Annotated in this window: 16 protein-coding genes and 1 pseudogene; 13 read left to right on the forward strand and 4 right to left on the reverse strand. The window is 50.1% G+C overall.

Going from position 1 to position 24,194, the window contains the following annotated elements; all coding sequences use genetic code 11:
• Nucleotides 1–162 precede the first annotated feature (162 nt).
• A complete protein-coding gene (locus DFP94_RS24365; protein ID WP_114499069.1) occupies nucleotides 163–795 on the reverse strand; it encodes a transposase in 633 nt (210 codons plus the stop codon).
• Between the two features lie 241 nt (nucleotides 796–1,036).
• Here DFP94_RS24365 and DFP94_RS24370 point away from each other — a divergent pair, with 241 nt between their 5' ends.
• Nucleotides 1,037–1,624, forward strand: a complete 588-nt coding sequence (locus DFP94_RS24370) for a TetR/AcrR family transcriptional regulator (protein WP_114499070.1) — start codon at nucleotides 1,037–1,039, stop codon at nucleotides 1,622–1,624.
• A 156-nt stretch (nucleotides 1,625–1,780) separates the two neighbouring features.
• Nucleotides 1,781–2,539: an SDR family oxidoreductase gene (locus DFP94_RS24375; protein ID WP_114499071.1), complete on the forward strand. Its 759-nt coding sequence runs from the start codon at nucleotides 1,781–1,783 to the stop codon at nucleotides 2,537–2,539.
• A gap of 129 nt (nucleotides 2,540–2,668) precedes the next feature.
• On the opposite strand, the gene DFP94_RS24380 is transcribed toward DFP94_RS24375, so the two are convergent.
• Nucleotides 2,669–3,709, reverse strand: coding sequence for a LacI family DNA-binding transcriptional regulator (locus DFP94_RS24380; protein ID WP_114499072.1), 1,041 nt, complete (start codon nucleotides 3,707–3,709; stop codon nucleotides 2,669–2,671).
• Nucleotides 3,710–4,209: 500 nt separating this feature from the next.
• On the opposite strand from DFP94_RS24380, the gene DFP94_RS24385 reads away from it, so the two are divergent.
• From DFP94_RS24385 to DFP94_RS24410, 6 genes are all read left to right on the forward strand, one after another.
• On the forward strand, nucleotides 4,210–5,130 hold the full coding sequence (locus tag DFP94_RS24385) for an ABC transporter permease (RefSeq protein ID WP_245955086.1): 921 nt from the start codon (nucleotides 4,210–4,212) through the stop codon (nucleotides 5,128–5,130).
• Nucleotides 5,131–5,148: 18 nt separating this feature from the next.
• Complete coding sequence (locus tag DFP94_RS24390; protein ID WP_114499073.1) at nucleotides 5,149–6,030, forward strand: carbohydrate ABC transporter permease; 882 nt, start codon at nucleotides 5,149–5,151, stop codon at nucleotides 6,028–6,030.
• Between the two features lie 58 nt (nucleotides 6,031–6,088).
• Entirely contained in the window at nucleotides 6,089–7,702 is a 1,614-nt protein-coding gene (locus DFP94_RS24395) for an ABC transporter substrate-binding protein (protein WP_114499105.1), read from the forward strand.
• Nucleotides 7,703–7,808: 106 nt separating this feature from the next.
• On the forward strand, nucleotides 7,809–9,287 hold the full coding sequence (locus tag DFP94_RS24400; protein ID WP_114499074.1) for a glycoside hydrolase family 32 protein: 1,479 nt from the start codon (nucleotides 7,809–7,811) through the stop codon (nucleotides 9,285–9,287).
• A 23-nt stretch (nucleotides 9,288–9,310) separates the two neighbouring features.
• Nucleotides 9,311–10,195 (forward strand): ROK family protein, encoded by an 885-nt coding sequence (locus DFP94_RS24405; protein WP_114499075.1) that lies wholly within the window; start codon nucleotides 9,311–9,313, stop codon nucleotides 10,193–10,195.
• A 123-nt stretch (nucleotides 10,196–10,318) separates the two neighbouring features.
• On the forward strand, nucleotides 10,319–14,137 hold the full coding sequence (locus tag DFP94_RS24410) for a GH32 C-terminal domain-containing protein (protein ID WP_114499076.1): 3,819 nt from the start codon (nucleotides 10,319–10,321) through the stop codon (nucleotides 14,135–14,137).
• Between the two features lie 58 nt (nucleotides 14,138–14,195).
• On the opposite strand, the gene DFP94_RS24415 is transcribed toward DFP94_RS24410, so the two are convergent.
• Nucleotides 14,196–18,062 carry a carbohydrate binding domain-containing protein gene (locus tag DFP94_RS24415; RefSeq protein WP_114499077.1) on the reverse strand — a complete coding sequence of 1,289 codons (3,867 nt, stop codon included), beginning with the start codon at nucleotides 18,060–18,062 and terminating at the stop codon, nucleotides 14,196–14,198.
• 529 nt (nucleotides 18,063–18,591) lie between these two features.
• On the opposite strand from DFP94_RS24415, the pseudogene DFP94_RS24420 reads away from it, so the two are divergent.
• Together DFP94_RS24420 and DFP94_RS24425 are read left to right on the forward strand one after the other, a co-directional pair.
• Nucleotides 18,592–18,888: pseudogene (locus DFP94_RS24420) on the forward strand (2-thiouracil desulfurase family protein); the annotation flags it as partial.
• Nucleotides 18,889–18,923: 35 nt separating this feature from the next.
• Nucleotides 18,924–20,144 carry an ankyrin repeat domain-containing protein gene (locus DFP94_RS24425; protein WP_181873280.1) on the forward strand — a complete coding sequence of 407 codons (1,221 nt, stop codon included), beginning with the start codon at nucleotides 18,924–18,926 and terminating at the stop codon, nucleotides 20,142–20,144.
• Between the two features lie 311 nt (nucleotides 20,145–20,455).
• On the opposite strand, the gene DFP94_RS24430 is transcribed toward DFP94_RS24425, so the two are convergent.
• A complete protein-coding gene (locus DFP94_RS24430; RefSeq protein ID WP_114499079.1) occupies nucleotides 20,456–20,614 on the reverse strand; it encodes an asparagine synthase in 159 nt (52 codons plus the stop codon).
• Between the two features lie 288 nt (nucleotides 20,615–20,902).
• Between DFP94_RS24430 and DFP94_RS24435 the strand changes: the two genes are divergently transcribed.
• From DFP94_RS24435 to DFP94_RS24445, 3 genes are all read left to right on the forward strand, one after another.
• Nucleotides 20,903–21,784, forward strand: coding sequence for a carbohydrate ABC transporter permease (locus DFP94_RS24435; RefSeq protein WP_114499080.1), 882 nt, complete (start codon nucleotides 20,903–20,905; stop codon nucleotides 21,782–21,784).
• Nucleotides 21,784–22,620: a carbohydrate ABC transporter permease gene (locus tag DFP94_RS24440; RefSeq protein ID WP_114499081.1), complete on the forward strand. Its 837-nt coding sequence runs from the start codon at nucleotides 21,784–21,786 to the stop codon at nucleotides 22,618–22,620. Before DFP94_RS24435 ends, DFP94_RS24440 begins: the two co-directional genes overlap by 1 nt.
• A 68-nt stretch (nucleotides 22,621–22,688) precedes the next feature.
• Complete coding sequence (locus DFP94_RS24445) at nucleotides 22,689–23,951, forward strand: ABC transporter substrate-binding protein (protein WP_114499082.1); 1,263 nt, start codon at nucleotides 22,689–22,691, stop codon at nucleotides 23,949–23,951.
• Nucleotides 23,952–24,194: the final 243 nt, after the last annotated feature.

Consider the following 24,194-nt stretch of genomic DNA (forward strand, 5'->3'; position numbering starts at 1 on the left):
CAGATTTGTGGTCAGGCTAGCGTCTTTAGGCGCAGTTTGGCAACAGGGGGTTATACCCCAAGAGCAAACCACCCGTTGGACGGGTGGTCATGATTTTCGAGGAGGTGTAGATAGGTGCAACGTTATATATGGGCTGGAATCAAAGAGTTAGTTAAACTCTTCTTACATTTTAACTGAATCTTTTCCAGGCCTGTTGATTAACCAGTATTGATACAGTAACAGAACCCACCCAGCAGGCAAATGGTGCAAACCTAGAAGGCGAGTAAAATCGGCAAACGTGAGATCGCTAAAGGCAGGGACTCGGATATATCTCATCGTAAACGCTTTTAGCAGCAGATAGACTAATAAAGCGATAAATAGTTGGCTGTATACGGCATTGGGCGTTGTACCAAATAAAGCAGGAAATTTCAAATGCTGTTTAATCCACCGGAAAAACACTTCAATATGCCAGCGGAGCTTGTAGATTTCGGCGATTTTCTCAGCAGAAATCCGCTTCAAACTTGTCGCTAAAGTAATCGGATTTCCTGCCGAATCCCGAAATTTTACAACCCGATTCCGAAGCCTAGAACGATTGACTCCCGTGCCTAGTTGGCAAATGACGCCCTGCTCAATAAAAGAGTCCTCTGGTCTTTGGCGGCGGGAAGGGAGTGGTTCATGAAGAACCACTTCATCCTTTAACCGAATTACAAAATCTCTCTTTTGTTCTACGTAGTTGTCGAATCGAGTGCACTTTGCATAAGCTCGGTCAGCGGCATTAATATAAGCAGCGTCGAAAAGCTCATTACTGCTGCCAATATCGTGGTGATTTCATACCGGCTCAACTACACGGTTAGGCTGTCCCCCTTATATACTAATAAGAGCGCATTGTAACCTTTAAAATACAACATACTGAATGACTGTAAATAGTTAGGATTAGGAGGATTAGGTACGCTAATTTAAGAATTGGGGTTCTCTTAACATACTATGTTTAGATTCGATGTGAAAAACGGCATTCTGGATTTGATTAGTATTAATAATTTGCAATGGGGGGACGTTCATGAGCCAAGAAAAAACAGACAAATGCATTTCTAGAAGCACGGCCGCCTTAAGGCAAGCCTTGTTGGATCTGATGTCGATTAAAGCCTTTCATGCCATTTCGGTCAAGGAAATCGTCGAGATGGCGGGATATAACCGGGGAACGTTTTACGCCCACTATGAAAGTAAAGAAATGCTGTTGGACGACGTTTTTTCGAAATTGATCGATGAATTGAAGCAGTCCTTCCGCGCGCCGTACGAGGAAGCGGAAATATTCCGGATCGACGAATTGCCTGCAAACTCGGTGAAAATATTTGAACATTTCTTTCGGAATTCTTCCGTGTATACGATCCTGTTTAAAAGCGAGGTATTGCCTCCGTTTAAGGAGAAGATATTCGCCTCGCTAATGCAGATCGCCGCGGAGGACTTGGACTATACCCATGATTCGATTAACAGGGAATTCCTTTTGATTTATTCGATGAATGCCCTGCTAGGCCTTGTCTTCCACTGGATCGAGAGTGGATTTCATTATTCGCCGGATTATATGCAGGATCAGTTGGTCCGAATGATTAATTGGAAGCCGACTTCAACCAAAATCAATAGAAGATAACGAAGAGTCGGCCGCATTTTGTACGTTAATGAACATTTATTGAACGATTAATGATTGTAGTGCAGTTGGAGTTTATCTATACTGATGGTGCATAGCGCAATAATATTATTCACAGTCTAACCTATGGATTGTGAATATTTTGGGAGGCATTTGAAAATGAAACTTCAAAACCAAGTAGCGGTAGTAACCGGTGCTGCATCAGGAATGGGTAAACAAATTGCTCTGCTTTTTGCAAAAGAAGGAGCGAAAGTGGCGGTTTCGGATTTGAATCTGGAAGGAGCCCAGGCTACGGTAGAAGAAATCAAATCCCAGGGCGGTACGGCGTTTGCCATTAAGACAAACGTTGCCGTTGAAGAAGACATTCAAAATTTGATCGATACGACAGTACAAAATTATGGTACGGTGGACATTCTCGTCAACAACGCAGGAATTATGGACGGTATGGAGCCGGCCGGTGAAATTAACGATGATAAATGGGAAAGAGTTTTTGCCATTAACACAACTAGTGTGATGCGTTCTACCCGTAAAGTGCTGCCGATCTTCCTTGAGAAGAAAAAAGGGGTCATCGTCAACGTGGCTTCGGCGGGCGGACTTAATGGCGCTCGTGCAGGCGCAACTTATACGGCATCAAAACATGCCGTTGTCGGTTTCACCAAAAACACAGGTTATATGTATGCTACCGAAGGCATTCGTTGCAATGCGATCGCTCCGGGCGGCGTAGAAACGAACATCGGGGCTTCCATGAACGGGATCAGCCAGTTCGGCTTTGGTAAACAGCAGCTCGGTATGGCGATTAACCCGCGTGTGGGCAAGCCCGAAGAGATTGCCAAAGTGGCCTTGTTCCTTGCGTCGGACGACTCAAGTTTCGTGAACGGAACCGTGATTACGGCCGATGCCGGTTGGACAGCGTATTAATAAACGATTAGCAACGATAAACTAAACATGTTTAAGCGCGCCTCACTGTACAAGGGGACGCGCTTTTTTAAAATAAAGACCGCGAACTCCCATAACGGGCGTTCGCGGTCTTTATTTATGAGAGAAGAATTAACTGATGTTCGGCGTGGATTCCCTGATGACCGGTTTGGTATAAATATGGGAAACCTGATAAGGCTGAGCCGGATCGCCGATGCGGGAGAGAAGCATTTCCGCGGCTTTGACTCCCATTTCATTGCTGTAGATATGAACCGTCGTCAAATGAGGTTCCACGATGACGGATTCCGGACTATTGTCAAACCCGCAAATCACGAGATCCTGCGGAATCGATAGGTTACGGCTCTTCAGCGATTTCATTACGCTCACGGCAATGTAATCGTTCGCGCAGACAAAAACGGAAGGAAGGTCGCGTATCCCGTTCAACCGTTCATCTATCCATCCCGGCTCGGAGGAGAACAGACGGTCGTCGTCCACGATGCAGCGGGAGAGGTCGAGTTCGATTCCGGCTTCGGTCAGCGCCCGGTTGAAGCCCACCCATCTCTCGTTAAAGCTCCGGCAGTGGTTGTAATCGCCTATAAATCCGAAACTGCTGTAACCGCCATCAATTAATTTCTTGGTGAGGTGGTAGATGCTGTGTTCATTCTCCATCAGCAAGATGTCGGCTTGGAACTCCGGATAACAGATGTAAGCGGAGCAATCGATGAATATGGTCGGTATGCCGAGGCTCGTGATGAGCTTACTGTATCCCAGATCAAAAAGCTCGATGCAAATAATGCCGTCCACATTGGATTCGTCGAAGTTGTTCGGCAATAACAAGCTTTTCTGCTCGATGTCCCTCACGATGTGAATGGATAAATTGTAGCCTTCCGCACTGATCCTTTTCTCCAAGCCGCTGATCAGCAAGGATCCGAAATGGGAAGTGTTGGGCAAATTCTCCGTCAGCAGGGCGATGTTTCCCGAGCTTCTGGACAAAATGCTATCGTTCTCCATAAATGCGAATTGCTTATATTTTAACTCGATCGCTTTCTTAATCACCTTATTCCGTGTCTCATCGGGAATGCTTTCGCTTCCGTTGAGCGCTTTGGAGGCAGTGTTTCGGGAGATACCCAATGCATCGGCGATGTCCTGGATCGTTACTTTTTCCTTCGCCATAATTTCACCTCAACTATCCTGTTCTTTATCTGTCTCCACGCAGGTGGGTAATTGTCTAATTTTGTCTCTCTCAAATGTATAATAGTTTACGCAAGATAGCAACAAAAATTTTACAAATGCACAATTTAGTTTGCATTCTTAGTTTGAGAGGTTTACAAAGATAAACTATTTGCTTAAGAGAATAGCCCAAAATTTATTTTAAAATCAAATAAAATAACCTGTTTATCAGCTGATTAAACTTTATAAAGGGATCTAACATTGATTTTGTAAATATTTTCACCTTATTTTGCGCTAAAAATATTGTCAAATGCACATTATAATTTTTACATATTGTATTGACGTATGAGAAGCAGTTTGATAAATTGTAAATGCAACAGGGAGGCTCTATCCATGAAAACTGAATATTGAAAGCCTTTGCTATTGTCAAATGTAAACTTTCAGGAAGAATGGAGGCAAAGAAATTGCAAAATTCAATGAAGGCAGATCACGGAAGCGCGGCGATGGGAAGCTCGGGCAGACCAGGACCCTTTGAATATTTGAAGAAACATTACTTTCTTTATCTAATGCTGGCTCCGGCCCTGATCCTGACCCTGATCTTCAAATACGGTCCCATGTATGGAGCCGTGATCGCGTTCAAGGATTTCAGTCCCATTAAGGGCATCCTCGGAAGCGAGTGGGTAGGATTCAAGCATTTCTACAAGTTTCTGTCGTCCCCCAATTTTGAAGTGATTTTTATGAATACGCTTAAATTAAGCCTGTATGGGCTGCTTCTCAGCTTTCCCATTCCGATTCTGCTGGCGCTGATGCTGAATCAGGTACGCAGGGCGGGCGTGAAGAAGAACATTCAATTATTTTTGTACGCCCCTAACTTTATTTCCGTCGTTGTTGTTGTAGGCATGTTGTTTATCTTCTTGTCGCCGACGGGACCGATCAATCAGTTGGTCGTATGGATGACGGGCGAGCCGCTCATGTTCATGTCAAGGCCGGAATATTTCCGCTGGATCTATATTCTATCCGATATTTGGACGGGAGCGGGTTGGTCCTCCATTATTTATGTTGCTGCGCTGGCGAACGTGGATCCGGAACTTCATAACGCGGCGAGCCTCGACGGGGCTAACTTGTTCCAGCGGATTCGTAACATCGATCTTCCGACCATCCGGCCGATTATGGCGATCGTGTTTATTCTCGCGGCCGGCGGGATTATGTCAATCGGCTTCGAGAAGGCGTACCTGATGCAAACGGCCATGAACCTGCCTACCTCGGAAATCATTCCGACTTATGTTTATAAAATCGGTCTGCAGTCAGGCGATTACGCATACTCCGCCGCCGTCGGGTTATTCAACGCGGTGATCAACGTCATCCTGCTGGTTACGGTGAATTTTATCGTCAAAAAACTGAACGAGGGCGAAGGTCTCTACTGAAGAAAGGAGCAAACTGTAATGCCCATCAAACATTCCGGCCTGGATCGTTTCCTGCTTGCCTTAAACGCCATCCTGCTAACCTTGGCCTTACTTCTTGTGGTCTTGCCGCTGCTTTACGTTGTCGTTGCCTCATTTATGGATCCTTCCGTCCTGCTCAGCCGGGGTTTGTCGTTTCGCATCTCCGACTGGACTTTGGGCGGTTACCAAAAGATTCTTTCCAATCCGGCCATGGTTCGAGGCTTTGGCAATGCGGTGCTGTATTCCGTCTCCTTTGCCTTGATTACGGTAACAGTATCCGTTTTTGCGGGGTATGCCTTGTCGGATGCCCGGTTAAAAGGCCGCGGATTATTCATGACTTTGTTTCTGATCACCTTGTTCTTTGGTGGGGGACTCGTCCCTACGTATCTCCTGGTCAAGAACCTCGGCCTGATCGATACGATCTGGGCGGTAATCCTTCCCGGCGCGGTGAATGTATGGAACATCATTTTGTCACGCACCTTTTTCAAAGGGGTGCCCCATGAACTGAAAGAAGCAGCCAATGTGGATGGGGCTTCCGAGATGAAGACTTTCTTCCAGATCGTACTGCCGCTTTCCAAACCGATTATTTTCGTCCTTGCGCTTTACGCTTTTGTCGGGCAGTGGAACTCTTACTTCGATGCCATGATTTATCTGGACAATCCGAATCTGCACCCGCTGCAGCTCGTTCTTCGCTCCATTCTGATTCAGAACCAGGTGGACCCGGGCATGATCAGCGATCAGCTGGCGATGGCGGAGATGAAGCGCTTGTCCGAGATTATTAAATACGCGGCCATCGTCATATCGAGCCTTCCGCTCGTCGTGATGTATCCGTTCTTCCAGAAGTATTTCGAGAAAGGTGTCATGGTCGGCTCCTTGAAATAGAAGTCGGCTGCACATAGATAATTTGATGAAGCACATGAATGGGAGGTCACTAAAAATGATGAAAAAGAACAAACAACAACCGGGATTCGCATTCAAGGCCGTATCCGCTTCCGTAATTGCATCCATGCTGCTGCTTTCCGCTTGCGGTAACGGGGGCGGCGGCGGGGCCGCCAGCAAGGAACAAGACCCGAACGGGAAGGTTACGCTGAACTTTATGACGCAAAGCTCCCCGCTTGCACCGGCAGACCCTAACGAGAAGCTGATCAATAAACGGCTGGAGGAAAAAACAAACGTTCATATTAATTGGAAAAATTTCACCAAGGATGTGTTCGTGGAAAAAAGAAACCTCGCGATGGCGAGCGGCGACCTGCCCGATGCTATTTTTGATGCCGGATACAGTGATTATGAACTGTTGAAGCTGGCCAAGGACGGATCGATCATTCCGCTGAACGACCTGATCGACCAGTATATGCCGAATTTGAATAAGGTGCTGGAAGAAGCGCCGGAATACAAAGCTATGATAACGGCGCCGGACGGCAACATTTACGCGTTTCCTTGGATCGAGGAACTCGGAAGCGGCAAAGAGCGCATCCAGGCCGTGGACGCCGTACCTTGGATCAATGTGGAGTGGCTAAAGAACCTCGGACTCGAAATGCCGAAAACGACGGAAGAACTGAAAAAAGTGCTGATCGCTTTTAAAACCCAGGATCCGAACGGAAACGGGCAGGCGGACGAAATCCCGCTGTCCTTTATCAATAAGCCGGGCGCCGAGGATCTCGTCTTCCTTTTCGCCTCGTTCGGCCTTGGGGAAAACCCGGATCACGCGGTAGTCACGAATGACGGGAAAGTTGTATTTACCCCTGCAGAAGAAGGATATAAGAATGCGGTGAAATACATTAACGAGCTTTATAAGGAAGGACTTATCGATATTGAAGCTTATACGCAGGACTGGAGCACCTACCTGGCTAAAGGGAAGGACCACAAATACGGCCTTTACTTCTCCTGGGATAAGGGCAATATCTCCGGTGCCGATGACAGCTACGATGTCATGCCTCCTGTAGCCGGTCCCGATGGCGAAATCAATGTTACCCGGACGAACGCCCTCGGTTTCTATCGCGGGAAAATGGTAGTTACCAGCTCCAATAAAAACTTGGAAACTACGGCAAAATGGGTCGATCAAATGTATTTCCCGATCCAATCGGTTCAAAACAACTGGGGAACCTACGGGGACGAGACGCAGCAAAATATCTTCGAGTACGACGAGGCGAATAATGCGCTGAAGCATTTGCCGCTGAACGGAACCGCGCCCGTGGAATTAAGGGACAAGACGAGCGTGGGCGGTCCGCTCGCGATTCTAGACAGCTATTACGGCAAATACACCACATTGCCGGATGATGCCAAAGAAAAAATGCGGATCGTTAAGGAAATTATGGCTCCAAAAATGAAAGCCGAAAATGTGATGCCAAGCGTGTTTAATTCCATCGAAGATTTGGATCGCTTGACGACCATCGAAACGGATCTGTTCGCTTATGTGTTGAGAATGCGTACCGAATGGTACCAAAACGGCAAGATCGATCAACAGTGGGATGCATATCTGAAAGAATTGGACCGGTTAGGCCTGCAGGAATGGCTTCAAATTAAACAATCCGGTTACGACAGAGCCGCAAAATAATACCTTACTATTTATGAGGGAGGCCGCGTAGCTGACAGCGAAGAGATGTTTATACGCGGGCCTCTTTCTAAATAGATATAGAAAAGAAGAGAAGGAGAGGGACATTATTTCTACTATGACCAAGCAAAATTACAGAGGACTCTATCATTTTTCGCCAAAAGAGAAATGGATGAACGATCCCAACGGGATGGTCTATTTCAAGGGAGAGTACCATCTTTTTTTTCAGCATCATCCTAAAGGCTTGACCTGGGGAACGATGCACTGGGGGCATGCCGTCACTAAAGACCTGGTCACCTGGGAGGAGCTGGAGATTGCACTCGCGCCGGATGAGTTCGGCACGATCTTCTCGGGCAGCGCGGTAGTGGATTGGCACAACACAACCGGATTTTTTGAGGAGGAGCCAGGGCTTGTGGCTATCTTTACGCATCATCTTGAAGTGCCGGGCAGTCCCCTGGTTGAGACTCAAAGCCTTGCGTACAGCAAGGATCGGGGAAGAACCTGGACGAAGCACGAAGGGAATCCGGTGCTCAAGCACGATTCCTATCTCGATTTTCGCGATCCTAAAGTGTTCTGGCATTACGAGACCGAACGTTGGATCATGATACTGGCTTGCGGCCAGACGGTATGCCTGTATCATTCTCCCGATTTGAAATCCTGGACGTTCGGAAGCGAATTCGGAGCCGGAATCGGTTTCCATGGCGGAGTGTGGGAGTGTCCGGATTTATTCCCGCTGAATGTGGATGGGGACGCCTCCCGGCAAAAATGGATCCTGCTGGTCAGCATTGGCGATGACCCGGCTTATGCAGAAGGTTCGCGTACGCAGTATTTTACCGGGAATTTCGACGGCCTTACATTTACTCCCGATCAAGAATCAAATACGGTACGCTGGCTGGATCATGGCCGGGATAACTATGCGGGCGTAAGCTGGTCCGACATTCCGCGCGAAGACGGCAGACGCCTCTTCATCGGTTGGATGAGCAACTGGAAGTATGCCAACCTGACTCCGGCGGAGGGCTTTCGCGGGGCGATGACCCTGCCGAGGGAATTGAAGCTTCAAACGGGAAAAGATGGCGGCATTACTTTGGTGCAAAAGCCTGTTCAGGAATTGGAAAGCGCCCGCGTGCCGGTATTGGCGCTCGCGAATGTGACTGGAGCTGAAGCGGTACAAGCGCTGGGCTCTTTGCAACTGGATAGCTACGAATTGAATGTTGTGATTCCGTCCGGCTCATCCCTTGCATTTAAAGTGAGAACAGCGGGACTTGAAGAGACCGTGGTCGGCGTGAACGGAGTTCGGGGAGAATTGTATGTGGACCGGACGAAATCGGGGCTTCACGATTTTCATGAGCAGTTTCGGGGCGTGCATACGGCCAAGCTGCAATCCCCGGGCGAGAGTATCGATCTTCATATTTATGTGGACCGTTCGTCCGTCGAAGTGTTTGCGAACGGGGGCCAGGCGGTCATTACCGATCTGATTTATCCGGATGCCGAGTCCAAAGGGATTTCTTTGGCCGCCGATGATGATGGGCTCGTACTGGCTTCGCTAACGGTGTATGCATTATCGCCATCTGCCAAGGCTTTGGACTGAGTAATCGGGGAGGGATACGAATCATGCGTATTGGCGCTATCGAAGCGGGCGGAACCAAATTTGTATGCGGCATCGGGAATGAACGCGGGGAAATAGAGGATGTCATCAGCTTTCCGACGGATCGCCCCGAGGTCACGCTCGGCAAAGTCATTTCTTATTTTAAAGACAAGCAAGTGGAGGCGATCGGAATCGGCTCTTTCGGTCCTATCGATCTCACTCCGGAGAGTCCCACCTACGGTTACGTAACGACGACGCCGAAGCCGGGCTGGGGAAATTATGATTTCCTGGGTACGTTGCGGCGGGAGTTCCCGGTTCCCTATGGCTGGGACACCGATGTGAACGCGGCAGCCTTTGGAGAGGCAACCTGGGGTGCAGCCAAAGGACTCGATAGCTGCCTGTATTACACCGTGGGAACCGGGGTCGGAATTGGCGTCTATTCGGAAGGCCGGCTCGTCCATGGACTGGTTCACCCGGAAGGCGGCCATGTACTGACAAGGCGGCATCCGGACGACGATTTTGCAGGCATATGCCCTTATCATGGCGACTGCCTTGAAGGGATGGCTGCAGGGCCGGCGATCGAAGCCCGGTGGAAAATGAAGGGCCATGAACTTCCGCCTCACCATCCCGCATGGGAGATCGAAGCTTTTTATATTGCCCAGTCGATTACCGGAGCGATTCTCCTGAATTCGCCGAAAAGGGTCATTCTCGGCGGAGGGGTCATGCAGCAGTCCCAGTTGTTCCCGCTGATCAGGAATTCGGTGAAGACCAATTTAAACGGATATGTGAGCGCCGGCGAAATTTTGGACCATATGGACGAATACATTGTCCCGCCGGGACTTGGACAGCAAGCGGGGCTATGCGGCGCTTTGGCGTTGGGGCTCTCGGCCTTAAAGGATCAGGCTTTATAAAAAGGTTAACATGTATTACTGAAAAAGGAACGAGGGGCAATCGTGCATGCATTGCCCCTCGTTTCCTACTTGAAGTTAGTGAACGGATTATCTCATTTCGGACCGGAAAGGAAAGGGCGCATAATGAAACATTCCAAATCTATGAGGTCTATTCTTTTAAGCTCCGCACTTCTATTTTCCTCATTAACGCTATTGGCCGGATATCCGGGCGTTGGACGTGTTGCGGCTGCGGACCAAGCGGTAAGCGAATCGGCAAAGGAGGACCCCGCCATTTTTGAAAGCGCAACCAATTTTGATTCCAATTTATCGGGCTGGCATTTGAAAGGGAAAGGCAAGCTTGAGGAGACGGAACTCGGCCTTCTTTTGTCCTCTGAGCCTAGGGAGAACGTCATGGCCATCTCCGAGACGAAAGCGGACAATTTTATCTATGAAGCGGATGTTATGGTGAAGGACTCGGAAGCGGACGCTACGCTGATTTTCCGTTCCAACGAAGACGGCTGGTCATCTTATATGCTGCAAATTGTACCGAATGCGGGGCTTATACGGTTAAGGGATGCAAACGGCGCCGGCAAGTTGAAGGAAGAACGTCAGGTGACTCTTGCGGAAGGGGAAATTTATCATCTGAAAGTAAAAGCTGAAGGGACCCATATTAAAGTGTATTGGGGAGATCGCTACCAACCGATCATGGATGTCCATGACGGTGCCTATTCTTCCGGGTTTCTCGGGCTGAACGTGTGGGACGGCTCCGCGCTGTTTCAAAATGTGAAGGTCAGCGAACTGAAAGGCAACTTGGGAGCGGCGGTTTACAGCAGGGGAGCTTGGCAGCCCGACCTCCTGGGAGAACGAGGGACCGGAACGGGAGCGGTGCAAACCCGGGCGCTTCGCATCTATCGGGAGCAGCAGCAGGATTTAGTACTGGAAGGAAACCTTTCTTTTGGTACGGAGCAGGCAGAAGGGGCTTTGCTATTCAGAGCGAATGAAAGCGGAACGGAAGGATATGAGGTAGCTCTACAGAAAGACGGCAGTGAGGTCAGGGCACAGTTGAGAAAAGCGGACGGCACCGTCATCAAGACTTCGGGACGGACTTATCTCTCGCAACCTTCTTCCAGACACCATCTTGAAATCCGCGCCGTAGGCAGCGGGATCCAAGTCTATGTGGACGGTTACGCCGAGGCAGCCATTGAAGCATCCGATAACAGCTATGCTGGCGGCCACGCCGGGTTTTCCGCATCCGCGGGAACGTCGTACTTTCAAGATGTGTATTTAACCGCAGCATCTGATTATTATTCGGAAAAATATCGTCCCGCTTACCATTACTCGCCTGCGCGCGGGTCCGCGAGCGATCCGAACGGACTGGTATTTTATGAAGGCGAATACCACCTGTTCCATCAGGACGGAGGAACCTGGGCTCATGCGGTAAGCAGTGATCTTGTGCATTGGAAACCGCTCCCGATTGCCCTTCCATGGAACGATCATGGACATGTATGGTCGGGCTCGGCCGTCGCCGATCTCAATAATGACTCCGGGTTGTTCACGAACTCCGGGGGTAAGGGATTGGTCGCCTACTATACATCCTTTAATCCGGACGGTCCCAACGGCAACCAGCGGATTGGCCTTGCCTACAGTACGGATAATGGCCGTACCTGGGAGTATTCCAAGGAACATCCGATTGTGATTGAGAACCCGGGCAAACAAGGAGAAGATCCCGGCGGCTGGGATTTCCGCGACCCGAAGGTCGTAAGAGACGAAGAACGCAACTGCTGGGTAATGGTCGTATCCGGAGGGGATCATATCCGGTTCTTTACCTCCAGCAACCTGATCGACTGGACACTGACGGATAATTTCGGGTATGGAGACTATGTTCGCGGCGGGGTATGGGAATGCCCGGATTTATTCCAACTGAAGGTGGACGGCAAGGGAGAAACGAAATGGGTGCTGATGATCAGTACCGGGGCAAATCCTAACACGCAAGGCTCGGCAGCGGAGTATTTTCTCGGCGAGCTTACCCCGGAAGGTAAATTTATCAATGATAACCCGGCCGGCAAGGTGTTGACCACCGATTACGGAAAAGAATTTTATGCTTCCATGTCGTTTTCGAATTTGCCTGATCATCGCAGGGTGATGCTGGCCTGGATGACGAACTGGGATTATCCTTTTGCTTTCCCGACTCAAGGCTGGAAGGGCGAATTGACCGTTCCGAGGGAAGTGACGCTGAAACGAAGTGATGAGGGAATCGTTTTGGCGCAGGCGCCGGTTGAAGAACTGAAATCGTTACGGAGCGAACTTTACTCGGTTGCCAATAAAGTAGTGAATCCCAACGGAACAAACTTGTTGAAAGGCTTGTCTTCCGGCGCTTATGAAATCGAAGCGGAAATCGAAGTTCCTGGAAGCAGCAAAGCCACGGAATTCGGGTTCCATGTCCGCGAGGGAGCCGGAAAGAAAACGGTAGTGGGATACAAAGTGGCGGAAGAGAAAATATACGTGGATCGTTCGGCTTCCGGGGTCACCGATTTCTCCGGTCTGTTCTCCACGCTTCATGAAGCGCCAATGCAGCCTCGGAACGGGACTGTGAAACTGCATATTTTTGTAGACGAATCCTCGGTTGAAGTGTTCGGCAATGACGGCAGCGTGGTATTCTCGGAAGTGATTTTTCCGGATCACGCCGGTCGGGAGATGAGCTTCTACGTAAACGGAGGTAAGGTAAATGTAGCCTCGATGAAGGTACATGCCCTCGATAATATCTGGAACGAAGCAGCAGATTCATCAGCCAAAATCATGATGGATACCGGTGATCGCGAAATGGGCCGGGGCGATGAGTTGACGCTTTATGCTTCGGTGGCGAACGGGAAAGGGAACGGAGCGGAGCCGCTCAAATGGAAAACCAGCGATTCGTCAGTCGTTAAGATCCTATCTTCGGATAAAACAAAGACTGTCATTCAAGCGGCCGACAAGGGCGAAGCGGTCATCACCGCGTCAAGTCCCAACGGGAAGACGTCGGCCAACGTCCTGGTCAAAGTGTTTGACGGTAAGTTTCATACTAATCTGACGGGCTGGTCGCCGGACGTATCCTCCTCCAAATGGGTTTCGGCGGAGCAGGGAATCCGCGGGGGTTATGAGAGCGATGCAGCCTATATGGCCCGGGAAACGGCGGGCGACTTCATTTATGAAGCGGATATGACGCTGGCCGAAACCGGCGGGGCGGGCTCCATTTTGTTCCGGGCCAGCCCGGATGGCCGCAACGGGTATTATTTTAACATCGATCCGAATATGAAGGCATTCCGGTTGTTCTATAAAGCCGATGGAGGGGTTGCGGAAAGACAGGTGCTTGCGAAAGTGCCTACCTTCGTGCAGCCCGGGAAAACTTACAGGGTCAAAATTGAAGCGGAAGGACCGAAAATCCGGGTCACCGTGGATGGCGAGGAAATCATGGATTTGACGGACGGTACATTTGCGGAGGGACATTTTGGTATTCATGTATTTGGCGGTCAGGCCTATTTCCAGAATGTAAACGCAAGCCGGATGCAGGCAGCAAAGCTGCAAAAGGCAAGTTTCGTTAATGTGGGGACGGGGAAATCGTTGTATGCTTCCAAATCGCAAAACGGCGAGCCGGTCACCGTCATGGATGCCGGGGTGGGTGAAACGGATCATCGGACTTGGATTTTGATGCCGACGGGGGATGAACAAGGCTCCTATTCGATTCGCACCCCAGGGGGCAAGGCGCTTGATTTGGATTCCGGCCAGAACAAAATCCAGCTATACAATTACCTCGGGTTTAACAATCAACGCTGGTTAATAAACAAGAACGCAGACGGCACGGTAAACATCACCTCGGTTCATCATCACAAAGCACTGGAGGTTTCGGAGGACGGGGCCCGGTTACTCTTGAATGACCCGGAACCCGATTTTGACCGGCAAAAGTGGAGAATGGAAGAAATAAAATAAAAGTTAAGCGAGGCCTCCGGTTTTCACGGAGGCCTCGCTTTTGTTCATATTCTGCAAGCTATTTCAGATACGGACCGTTTTCGCCGATCTTACCCGGAGCCGGGTTGCCCGGCAGATCCAGCACGTAGACACGAAGGTTGCCTATACCGGACAAGGAAACGGATAAGTTGCCGTTCGTCACGGTTTTCACGTCGCCTGTAATGGCGTCTTTATAGGTGCCGTTCGGAATGCCCGTGAAAGTCGCGGATTCGCTGATCGCTACAAGCGCGAAGCTGTCGACGCCTTCGGCGGCATTCGTGTATCTGCGTTTGAAGGCCATTTTTCCCGTAATGCCTTCGGTTGAATACTGGCCTTTCTGCAATGCAGGAATCTGCCTGCGGATTTGGTTTAACCGCTGCAAATGCTTGACCAGCGGTTTTTGCAGTGTATCGGCGACCTTGCCGGAAGCGGAAGCCACCTTGCCGAAGTCGCTAGCAACCACGGTTCCTTCGATTTCGTCGCCGAAATAGGCACGGCGCGTTTCTTCGAGCGGGCAGGTCGGCCCGCAGTCGATTCGTTCACCGGCCTGGAATTCGATTTCATCGCCGTACATGATGGTCGGAATGCCCCGGAACGTCCACATCAAGCTCATGTTTTCCGCCCAGGCGCCGGTTCCGCCATTGTATGCCGTGGTTGATTTGTTCGGGCCGAAGTCGTGACTGCTGACATATGTCACGTTATAGGTGGCGTCATTGGTGGAATCGTCCGAATCTTTGCCGTTATGGAAGGCATTGACCGCTTCGCTGAAATTCATGTGCATCCGCATGTCGATGATGTTCATGCCCGAGAATTTGCTATGATCGGGAGTGTGATATGCGTTTCCGCGAAGGAAAGCATTGTCCGAGGTAGGCTGATTGCCCGTCCCAAGCTGATTTTCGTAATTGTATTGCTCTAAAGCCGCTACTTCGTCGTCGGCGCTATATTCTTTGCGCTCCTTCCAGGTGAAGAACTGGGCGGAATGGTTGACCGAGCCGCGATTCCACTTGTCGTTAACAAACGCCCCGACCTCGCCGAACATAAAGAAGTCTTCTCCCTTCTCGCCGAATTTCGCCACGGAGTGTTCCTCGGCGGCTGGAAGGAAGTGGCGGTTCCACGTTATTCGGGGTATGTGAACCGCAGTATCGATCCGGAAACCGTCCACGCCCATATCGATAAAGTTATTATAAGCTTCAATCAAATAATCTTGTACAGGCTTGCTTTCCGTGTTGAAATCGGCCAGATCCTCGTGGAGCCAGCAACTGCGGGAATCTTCGCCTTCCCAGTTGCCAATCCAGCATGGATGGTAGTATTCGGTAGGGAACATGCCGGAAGTCGGATTAGGCCATTGGCAATTGTAAATACGATAACCTTCCTTGCTATAGTACTGTGTCGGTACTCCCCAGTTCCGGCAGGTGTTGCCGGCAGGCTCCGTCGTAGACCACATATCGCCGTTATAGGCCTTGGCGGAAACATCATTCGGATAAAGCCCGTCATATTCCAGCCCGGGGATATTCTCGTCGTAGTACCAGCTCCACTGTGCATCGCGGATGCCGAAAACCGTTGGTGTGAACAATCCTTTCGCTCCCCAGCGGCTGGAGTGATTGTAAACGACGTCCTGAATAATTTTGATCCCTTTGTTATGGGCTTCGTTGATCAACTCCTGATAACTCGCACCGCTCGACTCCAGACGGGGATCCACGCGGTAGAAGTCGTATCCGTGATAACCATGGAAATCATAATCCGAACGGTTTAGCACGACCGGCGTAATCCAGATCGCCGAGAATCCAAGGGCCTTGATATAATCGAGCTTCTCCATCAATCCCTTGAAATCGCCGCGGAACATAGGGTCATTGTTGGCCGCATTTCCCGAATCCACATTATATTGCCCGCCGCGGTTATTCGAGGAGTCTCCGTCGTAAAAACGTGCTGTCATGACGAAGTAAATGGAATCTTCGCGGACATCGCCACCAAGCGGCTTTCCGCCGACCGGAGGAAGAGGAGCATCGCCCGTCTTGGCCGTGACCGGTTCGCTGGCAGCCGACATGTTGGAGGGAACCGCCTTGTCAAAAGCTTTTACCGTATAAGTGTACGTCGTTTGCGCTTCAAGTTTCGTTTCCTTGAAATCGGTCCGGGTAGTCGTGTATATCTTTTGACCTTGGGTTCCGCCTGTGCGCGTGATTTCATATCCGGCTACGCCTCTTCCGTTCTCATTGTCGGTTGAAGCGCTCCAGGTCAAGGTAATGCCAAGGTCTTTGGCAACTGCACTTAAATTTTCCGGCACCGAAGGAGGCAACTTGTCTTCGGGCAAAGGGGTGCACGGGCTGATCGCATTGGAGGTGACCACGCCGTCCTTGACAGTTGTAATTCCCGTGCCGATAACATAATTCTGGCCGTTGTTATTGTCCCAAAGTGAGCCGTTGTTAAATGTGGCTTTCATGCTGGTTGCTTCCCCAAGGTCGATCGTGATTTTGGTCCAATCGCTGCAGGCTTCTTCCGCCATTTTTACTCCGGGAGGAGTCGTCCATGCGGCTCCGGCGGGGGAGTAATGAATGTTGACTTGCGACCAGGCGCGCGTCTTGGTGTAGTAATAGACGATAGCCTGGTTCCCGGCGCCCGGTGCTGAAGTCGTCACGATAAGAGGTGCGGATGGAGAGGATTTATTCCCCGCTTTGTCCTTGGCCAGTACCGTAAAAGAATAAGCGGTAGACGCCGCCAAACCTTCAAATGTATAGGATGCCGCTGTTACATTGGCATCCACCAGGGTACCGTCCCGGTAGACCTCGTATCCCTGAAGTCCGCTTCCGCCTTCATTATCCAGACTTTCGGTCCACGTTATCGTTACTGTCGTGGAGGTTTTGCCCGTTACGGCCAAATTAGCCGGCACGGCGGGAGGGGTGATGTCCGTTGAACCGTCGGAAGGAGCACCCGGGGTGATTACTCCCGCGGAGTAAGTCCAGGTTCCGGGAGGGAAAAAGTAATTTTTGCCGTTATTGCTGTCCCATTGGCCGCTTCCGTTGTTGAAGCAGGCCTCAAGCTGGGCCGCCGTTCCGAGATCGATGATCGATTTGGCGTATCCCGACATTTCGGCATTCTGCATTTTGATGCCGGGGAGGGCCGTCCAATTGCCGCCTGCAGGCCGGTAATGGATGTAGGGTGTGGTATAGCCCATCTTGTAGTAAATGGTTGCTTTGTTTGTGCTCCCCGCCGAATTGGTAGTCACCGATAAAGCGTTGCTGGCGTCGGACACGTTCCCCGCTTTGTCTTTCGCTTTAACCGTATAGACATATTCCGTCTCGGGGCTGAGCGCGGTGTCCGTAAAGGTGGCAGCAGCCGTCTCTGAGCCGACTTGCGACCCGTTCCGGTAGACCAGGTATCCGGACAAGCCGCTTCCGCCGGCATTATCCGAGCCGGGCGCCCAAGATAGCGTCACGGCGGTGTCCGTCTTGGTTGTGCTTATCAAGCCGGATGGTGCATCCGGGGAGATCGTATCTGCGGCATTGGGATCGCTATCGCTCCAATTACTCCCGTCATACCATCCCTCCTTGTCCCTAAGCATACCGGGCTGGCCGCCCGCCGGTGTCTGATTGCCGTTGCCGTCTTTGAAAATCACTCTCGCACCGGCGGCTCCCTCGATGGCGTAAACATACCAGTCGCCTTGCTCCGCGTCCATGGACGGAGATGATTGCCAGGTGGGCTCGGCAACGCTTGGACTGGTCTGATAATAATAAAGTTGGGGAGTCCCCCAGCCTCCTGGTTTTTTGAAATGTATTTTTAAGCTTGCCGGCGCCGACGCTTCATCCGATACGGTAGCCGATGGATCGGCTGGATCGGCGAAGGAGGGGGTGAATGTCGATAAAACAAGAATGAATGCCATGAATACTCCGAACCATGCATTTTTCAGTTTCATTGCACGTCATCACTCCTCTTATTGGGTTTAATTACATATAATGCGCTTTCAAAAATAGTTTTGTTTGAATCCTTGGCCCTCCTTTCAGAATATGGGTGTTTTGCGGGGGAGATCCTTGTTTGTTCTCGCCAAGGCCTGACTGCTTGTTTGGATATTTGAGCGATTACGGCTCGTCTGTCTGCGGGTTGTTTTTTCGGGAAGGTAGGCGCATTAGGTGTTGAACACCCGTTTAAGGATCCATCGTTGTAAGGCAGCCAATAACCGTAGCGATTCATAAATTGCAGTTCAAACCATAAAGCAAACGTTTGCGCAAAAGGGAGGACGAGACTCATGTTGGAGTAGATTTAGATTAGAGGAAATGTAGTTAAGCTTATGTGTATGTTATACTGCAAATTTTAATTAGTCAACCCGCAAATTGGAGAATAATCCCAAAACGTGGTTTGGAAAAGTCTTGCCCATTTTTGCGGGGAACTGACATAATAGGGGGTAACAGAAGCAACTCAAACTGCATGAGGAGGCGCAAAAATGATTATTAGTCAGCTCCTGCCCGGCGGGAAAGAAGGTACGTTACAATGGCACGGACTGCCCGGATGAAAGTATCGCGAAATGGGTTGCCGGGAAAAAGGCGATTACCGTCTGCCCGGAACTTTTAGGAGGTCTTGCTACGCCGCGGGAACCGGCCGAGATTGTCGGCGGAACCGGGGAGGATGTGCTCCCGGGAAAAGCGAAAATCGTGAATCGATCAGGCCAGGATGTCAGTCATCAGTTCATCAAAGGGGCTTATGAGGCCCTGAAAATCCGGACTAAAGCTATCGATATGCGTATCAACGAAAATAGAATCTGAAAATGGAGCGTGCTTTTTTGCGGACTTTATTCATCTCGGTTTTAGTTACATTCACTTTAATAGTCACTTCTTGTTCCGGGGCTCCGGGCAAAGAGGAGGGTCTTCAAAGTGAAGACTTGTCGGCGATTTCGACTGGAATTACCGCGGCCGATTGGGAGGAACAGGTCGGTTATGACCGCTTGCGGGTTTTTGTGGGCAGTATTCTAAAAGACTGGCGCGGCCAAGGGATTGAAGTTGAAACTTTTTTTGAAAACGATGAGGTGGAGGCCGAGTTTTGGACCGAAATGGTTCTGATTTATTTCTCGGAGGAAGAGGGTAGAGATTCCACGCTTCTGGATGCCATGAAGTGGATTAGGGACAATCAAGATTTAATCAAGGAGCAGGGCGTTGCCGCTTCTGCGGAATTCTCAGCGAGCTTGGACCCCGCTCAATCTTTGCCTAGTGACAAACAACCGCAAAACAATGGAAACACCCAACTCGTCGAGGCTATAAATAATGGAGATACGATGGCTGTCGAACAGTTGCTTTCGCAAGGAGCCGATCCGAATACGGTGGATGAATACGGAAATTCCTTACTGACGCTGGCGGTCAATCGCGGCGATTATGCATCCGACGTGCCGGACCCCGAACTGATGAAGGCTGGCCGAAAAAAAGCGCTTGAGCTAGTTAAATTGCTTCTTGTCGGGGGAGCCGATCCGAATGCGCAGACATCCGGCCAGCCGGTCCTTATCTCTGCGGGAATATTCCTGCCGGAAGCCTGTGTACCACTTCTCGAAGCGGGAGCAGAAGCTAATGCAAAGGACGGGCTGGGAAACACCGTTCTTTATTTCCTTCTTGATGATGAAGAGGTATTTGCGGCATTGCTGAAATACGGAGCAAATCCCGACCTGGAAAATAACGATGGCAAAACGGTTTACGATGAGGTCCGGAAGCAAAACGCCACTGCGATTGCAAAATTGCTAAATATGCCCCTTAAAGAACAAACGGTCACTCCTGCGAGTCCGCATGTCGCCTCGATTTTTGAAAAAGTGCATGAGGGGATAAATCAAAATGAGGCGATCACCTTATTCGGCCCGAACCCCGTCAAGGGCGAGGATGAGATGGACGGCTCTGAAATTTGGGAATACATAGACGCGATAATAAGGATACAAACGTCCTGCCGGGGAGTTTGGGACCATCGATGTGGAAGGGATACAATCGGGAAACGTGAACATGCAGTTGTTCATTCATTGGAATGAGAATCAAACCGCCTGGTATTGTACCGTCTATGCTCTAGGTTCGGATAAAAAAGTGTATGTTTACTATATCAATCCGGGTGATCCAAAGACGGTAGGACAACCTTTGTAAGATCTGTCATACCCGACACGGGCGCGGCGGATTTTCTATCTTCGGTGACTAACGGATCAGTAGTAAAGCTATGATCACGGTTGCAAAAACCGTAATACCCGTTCCCGGGATCGGCATGCCTTTAGCAGACCATGCGGCGATCTCCTTTTTTTAATTGCAAAAAACCCGGGAATCTTCCTTCCCGGGTTATCTTCCAACATGGCTAGCGGTGCTCGATCAGATCGATGGCGCCGAGCACGATATGGGCCAGGCCAAATCCTAGAGCCCCGGTTGCAGCAAGTTTGTACTTGCTTCCAAGCAGTGATGCGGCAGAAGCGGACACTACGGCTCCAAGAACGGTAGGAATCAAACCTTCACGCATGCGAAACACCCCTTTGGACTGGTATGGAAAGACATCATTATTCTGGGAAAAAGGAACGCGAATTATTCATCCCTGATATAAACCTTATGCCATAAAAACAGCTCCCGCCAAACCGATTAAAGCGAAGGACTTCATAACTCCATTTGAGGCCAGCCCCGCTGTTAATCCAAGCGCAATAATAATAAACAACAAAACGCCAACAATCCCGTTCCGGTAATAACCAGATTCAATCCTTTGGCTTCAAGGGTAAAAAGAGGTCAAAACAGTTAGCCAAGGAGTGAGACCTAGATGACACGGAGAAAGACGTCCCAGCAGATACAGCAGTTGGTGTTTGTGGGGCCTTCGACGATATTTTTCGTATTGATCGTAGCGGTCCCGTTTTTTCTGGGCTTATATTATGCATTTACGGACTGGAACGGGATATCCAGGCAAGCGGATGGAGTCGGTTTACGGAACTTTATTCATGTGTTTACCAAAGACCCTGCCTTTTTGAATTCGTTCTGGTTCACGGCAAAATTTACGGTACTGGGCGTGTTGCTCACGAATATGGTGGGCTTTGCGCTGGCCTATTTTTTAACAAAGCGTTTGTATACGCGTAACGTGATGAGAACGGTCTATTTTATGCCGCATGTAATCGGGGGATTGTTGCTCGGTTTCATCTGGCAGTTTATTTTTGTTCGCGGCTTCGCGTCGATTGGCGGAGCAACCGGGCTGCCCTTTTTTAAATTGCCTTGGCTTGGTACCGAAGCGACCTCCTTCTGGGCGATCGTTATTGTCTTTGTATGGCAAAACGCGGGATATCTCATGGTTATTTATATTTCTGCAATCAATAATGTACCCAAAAATTTGATTGAAGCCGCCAAAGTCGACGGCGCCGGACGCCGGCAGGTGTTAAGAAACGTCATCTTCCCGCTGGTCATGCCCGCGGTAACGGTTTGCTTGTTCCTGGCCATATCCTGGTCATTCAAACTGTTTGATTTGAACCTGTCCCTGACCAAGGGAGGACCGTTCAAATCGACGGAATCGGTGGCGCTGAACATTTACAATGAAGCCTTCAACATCAGCCGGTTCGGTATGGGCTCGGCAAAGGCGATCATTTTCTTCATTATCGTCGCGCTGATTTCGATCCTTCAGGTTCGGGCGACCAAGAGCAGGGAGGTTGAATTGTGATGGAGACAGCCAAACGTTATCGCGGCGGATTGATCTTAATCGAGGCGGTATTGATCCTCGGCGGATTAGTGTTCCTGGTTCCTTTTTATTTCCTGATCGTCAACTCCCTGAAAAGCTTTGGCGAAATCCTGACCGATTCGGCCGGATGGCCAAGCATTTTCCAATGGGGAAACTATGTGGAAGCCTGGGAGAAGACTTCATTTCCGAAAGCGTTCGGCAATTCGCTGCTCGTCACCGTGGCCAGTAACTTGCTGCTGGTGTTGATGTGCTCGATGGCCGCGTACCGGATGGCCCGCAAGCCGACTCGGTATAACCGGTTCTTGTACGCGGCGTTTGTCGCCGCGATGGTCATTCCTTTTCAGGCGATCATGATTCCGTTGGTGAAAGTATCCAGTCTGTTGGGCATCATGAATTCGACCTGGGGCCTGGTGATCTGTTATCTGGGCTTTGGTGCTCCACTAACGGTGTTCATGCTGCATGGATTCGTCAAATCGGTTCCCGTGGATATTGAGGAAGCGGGCCGGGTCGACGGCTGCTCACCATACGGCATCTTTTTCCGGATCATTCTGCCGCTGATGCAGCCGATCGCAGTAACCGTTATTATTTTGAATACGCTATGGATTTGGAATGATTACCTGATGCCGTCGCTGATTTTGCAAAAGCCGGAGCTGTATACGATTCCGATTGAAACGTTTGCTTTTTTCGGTCAGTATACGAAGCAATGGAACCTGGCGCTGCCGGCCCTGGTGCTTGGCATTACGCCGGTCTTGATCTTTTTCCTGGCCATGCAAAAATACATTATCGAAGGCATCGCGCAGGGCTCGGTGAAGGGATAAGGATACTGCACATTAGAGCGCCTACAGCTTGATAGATAAGCAAGAAAGGCAAAGGAGGGTGACGAGAAATGAAACTGGGCAAACAGGCATTGCTCCTGCTGGTGATGGCGCTGCTGGTTGCCGGTTGCGGCAAAAGCGGGCCGGAGATGGACGGGAAGCGCAAAGTGCTGCACATTTTTCAATTCAAGGTGGAGATTGCCGAAGCGATGGAAGGTCTGAAAGCGGAGTTTGAAAAAGAACACCCGAACATCAAGCTGGATATCCAGACCGTGGGCGGGGGCAGCGATTACGGCGCTTCCTTGCGATCAAAATTCGCTTCCGGCGAAGAACCGGATATTTTCAATATCGGCGGGTATACGGAGATGGAGATGTGGCAGGAGTATCTGGAGGATCTGTCGGATGAGCCTTGGGTAAAGGATGTCAAGGAAATCGCCAAGGAACCGATGATGAAAGACGGCAAGCTTTACGGCCAGCCCATGAATCTTGAAGGGTATGGTTTTATATATAATAAGGATTTATTTTCCAAAGCGGGGATCAAAGAAAAGCCGGTAACCCTCAGCGGATTGAGAGAAGCTGCGGAGAAGCTGAAGGAGGCGGGCATTACGCCGTTCTCCAATGGGTACCAGGAGTGGTTTGTGCTCGGCAACCATAACGTGAATGCGGCCTTTGCGAATCAGGAGGATCCGGCAGGTTTCATACGGGGATTGAGCGATGGCAAATACAAGTTTGGAGAGGATCCGGTGTTCAAGGTGTGGACGGAATTGCTTGACCTGACGCTGGAATACGGCAATGACAATCCGTTAACCACCGACTACAATACCCAGGTGACGATGTTTGCGGAAGGAAAAACGGCCATGCTGCAGCAAGGGAACTGGACCCAGGTACAATTGGACGGGATCAACCCCGATCTCAACCTGGGCATCCTGCCGATGCCGGTCGACGATTCGGCGGAGGATAACGACAAACTGTTTGTCGGCGTGCCGAACAACTGGGTCATTTACAAAGACTCTCCGGTCAAAGAAGAGGCAAAGGAGTTCCTCAATTGGCTGGTCACTTCCGATACGGGCAAAAAATATATCACCAAGGAATTCAAATTCATTCCCGCGTTCGATAGCATACAGGGGAGCGAAGAAGATCTGGGGGCGCTTGGGATGGAAGTACTGAACTATACGGACGCCGGCAAAGCGCTGACTTGGAACTGGTTCCGGTTTCCAAACGGGATGGCGCCGGAAATCGCCAGCAGCATTCAGGCTTATATCGGCGGGAAAATCGATAAGCAGAAAATGCTGGAGCAATTTCAGCTTAACTGGGATAACCTTAGCGTAGAGTAAGCGTAAAAGGCCGGAAAATGGACGCAAGCGTCAAACGGGTGGTTTCATCCGCGTGACGCTTGCTTTTTGTTTCTTTGTATATTCCCTTGAGGGATTAATATTGCAACCCGTCCTTCATGTACACGTTGAAGGTGCAACGATATGGTTCCTGCCTAGACTACAACCGCAACTATTTAACGGTTTCCAAAACAACAAAAGCCCTACCTCTCATTTGTCCTTGCGGCTCCGATGACCGCGCCAGTG

Origin of the sequence: Fontibacillus phaseoli (genome assembly GCF_003337355.1) — a bacterium.
GTDB classification, from domain to species: Bacteria; Bacillota; Bacilli; order Paenibacillales; family Paenibacillaceae; genus Fontibacillus; species Fontibacillus phaseoli.

Coding starts and splice junctions, on each gene's coding strand:
- DFP94_RS24440 (WP_114499081.1), top strand. CDS start 21,784: ATGGAGACAGCCAAACGTTATCGCGGCGGATTGATCTTAATCGAGGCG.
- DFP94_RS24380 (WP_114499072.1), bottom strand. CDS start 3,709: ATGGCGAAGGAAAAAGTAACGATCCAGGACATCGCCGATGCATTGGGT.
- DFP94_RS24390 (WP_114499073.1), top strand. CDS start 5,149: ATGCCCATCAAACATTCCGGCCTGGATCGTTTCCTGCTTGCCTTAAAC.
- DFP94_RS24375 (WP_114499071.1), top strand. CDS start 1,781: ATGAAACTTCAAAACCAAGTAGCGGTAGTAACCGGTGCTGCATCAGGA.
- DFP94_RS24415 (WP_114499077.1), bottom strand. CDS start 18,062: ATGAAACTGAAAAATGCATGGTTCGGAGTATTCATGGCATTCATTCTT.
- DFP94_RS24435 (WP_114499080.1), top strand. CDS start 20,903: ATGACACGGAGAAAGACGTCCCAGCAGATACAGCAGTTGGTGTTTGTG.
- DFP94_RS24395 (WP_114499105.1), top strand. CDS start 6,089: ATGAAAAAGAACAAACAACAACCGGGATTCGCATTCAAGGCCGTATCC.
- DFP94_RS24445 (WP_114499082.1), top strand. CDS start 22,689: ATGAAACTGGGCAAACAGGCATTGCTCCTGCTGGTGATGGCGCTGCTG.
- DFP94_RS24385 (WP_245955086.1), top strand. CDS start 4,210: ATGGGAAGCTCGGGCAGACCAGGACCCTTTGAATATTTGAAGAAACAT.
- DFP94_RS24405 (WP_114499075.1), top strand. CDS start 9,311: ATGCGTATTGGCGCTATCGAAGCGGGCGGAACCAAATTTGTATGCGGC.
- DFP94_RS24370 (WP_114499070.1), top strand. CDS start 1,037: ATGAGCCAAGAAAAAACAGACAAATGCATTTCTAGAAGCACGGCCGCC.
- DFP94_RS24430 (WP_114499079.1), bottom strand. CDS start 20,614: ATGCGTGAAGGTTTGATTCCTACCGTTCTTGGAGCCGTAGTGTCCGCT.
- DFP94_RS24410 (WP_114499076.1), top strand. CDS start 10,319: ATGAAACATTCCAAATCTATGAGGTCTATTCTTTTAAGCTCCGCACTT.